The organism is Acidovorax delafieldii 2AN (assembly GCF_000175235.1).
Lineage (GTDB): Bacteria > Pseudomonadota > Gammaproteobacteria > Burkholderiales > Burkholderiaceae_C > Acidovorax > Acidovorax delafieldii_B.
In genome coordinates, this window is sequence record NZ_ACQT01000583.1 from 1 (window position 1) to 829 (window position 829).

The 829-nt window shown below is 68.9% G+C and carries 2 protein-coding genes; both read right to left on the reverse strand.

The features are described 5' to 3' along the window. Window positions 1-528, reverse strand: a 528-nt coding sequence (locus ACDELDRAFT_RS23190) for a polyprenyl synthetase family protein (protein ID WP_040330936.1), incomplete at its 3' end; no start/stop codon positions are given. Then, on the reverse strand, window positions 513-755 hold the full coding sequence (gene xseB, locus ACDELDRAFT_RS23195; RefSeq protein WP_005801762.1) for an exodeoxyribonuclease VII small subunit: 243 nt from the start codon (window positions 753-755) through the stop codon (window positions 513-515). The genes xseB and ACDELDRAFT_RS23190, both read right to left, overlap by 16 nt. Window positions 756-829: the final 74 nt, after the last annotated feature.

Sequence of the window (829 nt, forward strand, 5' to 3'; positions counted from 1 at the left end):
AGCCCGCGCCAGTTGGCGGCACAGGGTGGCCTGCACGGCTGGCGGAATGCGTTCGTCCTCGGGCGTCAGCAACTCAAAGGCAAACGCCTGCAGGGCATCCCCTGCGAGCAAGGCCTGCGCCTCGCCGAACTGTACGTGCACGGTGGGCTTGCCCCGGCGCAGCACGTCGTTGTCCATGCACGGCATGTCGTCGTGCACGAGGGAATAGGCATGGATCAGCTCCACCGCACAGGCCGCACGCAGAGCGGCGGCTTGCATGCCCGCGCGCAGGGCCGCATTGCCGTCTGCGGCCCCTGCCGCAACCGCTTCGCCGTGCACGGCCTCGAAGGCCGCCAGCACCAGCAGCGGGCGCAAGCGCTTGCCGCCGTCGAGCACGGCATAACGCATGGCCTCGCCCAACCCGGCAGGCGCGCCGTCGCCCACCCAGTTGCCCAGTGCCCGTTCGACCTCGTCGAGGTGGCGACGACTCCAGCCGGCCAGATCGAACGCTGCCGGGGTGCGGTGCGCCGCCATCATTCCTGCGTCCATGGCTGCAGGGTGCCTTCGTCGAGCACTTTGATCTGGTCCTGCACAGCGTCAAGTCGGTGGCGACAAAACGCCAGCAGGGTAGCACCGCGCTGGTAACCGGCCAGCATCTGGTCCAGCGGCAACTGGCCTGACTCGATGCGGCCCACGAGCTGCTCCAGCTCTTCCAGTGCCGCTTCATAGCTGGCAGGTTCGGCGGGCGGGGCATTGGAGGCTGGGGCCTTGGGCATGGGCGGGGCGGCGAAAGCGCGAAGGTAAAAACGAACGATTTTAGGCGCACCGTCCGCCGCGCCGCTGGCCACCG

Coding starts and splice junctions, on each gene's coding strand:
- xseB (WP_005801762.1), bottom strand. CDS start 755: ATGCCCAAGGCCCCAGCCTCCAATGCCCCGCCCGCCGAACCTGCCAGC.